Source organism: Microbacterium album, assembly GCF_014643695.1.
Classification (GTDB): Bacteria; Actinomycetota; Actinomycetes; order Actinomycetales; family Microbacteriaceae; genus Microbacterium; species Microbacterium album.
On the sequence record NZ_BMJY01000038.1, the window covers coordinates 1 to 1,359 of the forward strand.

Annotated in this window: 1 protein-coding gene; it reads right to left on the reverse strand. The window is 67.2% G+C overall.

The features are described from left to right. Window positions 1-27: 27 nt before the first annotated feature. A protein-coding gene (locus tag IEX37_RS15830) for an IS3 family transposase (protein WP_188757337.1) occupies window positions 28-1,301 on the reverse strand; the annotation gives its coding sequence in 2 pieces (ribosomal slippage) (window positions 28-1,031 and window positions 1,031-1,301; 1,275 coding nt in all). Window positions 1,302-1,359 lie beyond the last annotated feature (58 nt).

The following is a 1,359-nucleotide window of genomic DNA, read 5'->3' on the forward strand; positions in this document are numbered from 1 at the left end:
TGAACCGTCCCCGGTTCTCTGCCGCTCCTATGCGGGTGCCAGCACCGGGTGGGATGGCGTTTCGAGGTCAGCGTAGTAGACGGCCTCGAACTCGTCCGGCGGGATATCCCCGATGGTCGTGTGCAGGCGTCGATGGTTGTACCAGTCGACCCATTCGGCGGTGACCCATTCCACGTCACAGGCGGTGCGTAGCGGTCCGTTGCGGAACGGGGAGTCGTCGCGGATGGCTTCGTTCTTGAACAGCCCGATCGTGGATTCCGCGAGGGCGTTGTCGTAGGCGTCGCCGATGCTGCCGATGGACGCGGCGATGCCCTCGAGGGCGAGGGTCTCGGCGAAGCTGATCGACGTGAACTGGGAACCGGCATCGGAGTGGTGCACGAGCCCATCACCGGCGGGACGGCCGGCCCGATCACGTCGCCACAGGCCCATCCGCAGCGCGGTGGTCACCAGCGGGGTCGTCTTGCTTGTCGACGCGTGCCAGCCCACGATCGTCCGGGAGAAGCAGTCGATCACGAAGGCCACGTAGACGAACCCGGCCCAGGTGCGCACATACGTGAAGTCCGCGACCCAACGCCGGTTGGGTGCTTCGGCGGTGAAGTCCCGCTCCAGCAGGTCCGGCGCACGCTGCGCGTTCCGATCTGGGATCGTTGTCCGCACGCGCTTGCCTCGCACGAGCCCGCCTATCCCGAGCTGGCGCATCAGCCGGTCCACGCGCCGCTTCGACACAGCGAGGCCCTGGCGTCGCAGGAGCGCGGTCATCTTCCGCCGCCCATACATCGACTCGGGTGTCGGTTTCCCTCGCTCGTCGACACGAGCGGCGAGGATCGCGTCGATCACCACCGCGTCCTCGAGGTCGCGGTTGCTGGGCTGGGCGGTCTTCCAGGCCCGGTAGGTTCGCGCGGCGACCTGCACGCCCTGCTCTCGCAGGACATGACAGATCGACTCGACCGCGCGGCCCTTGGCGCGCTGCTCATCGATGAACGAGACGATCAGCGCTTTCGGGGGTCGAGCTCCCCGGCGAAGAAAACCGCCGCGTCACGCAGGATCGCGTTCGCCTCACGCAACTCGCGGTTCTCGCGCTCGAGCTTGCGGATCCGCTCCGAATCGCTCGTGCTCACACCCTGCCTGTCGCCGGCATCGACCTGCGCCTGCCGCACCCACCGGCGCAGCGACTCGGCACCGAACCCGAGCCGTCTCGCGACGGTCTCGCACGCGGTCGTGAGGTTCGGGTACTCATCGAGGTGATCGAGCACGAGCCGGACCGCGCGCTGCTTCGTCTCCTCCGGGATCCTCTTCGGCATGATCAACATCTTCCTTCCAGACTCGAAAGGAAGCGGCATCAAACCGGGGACGGTTCAC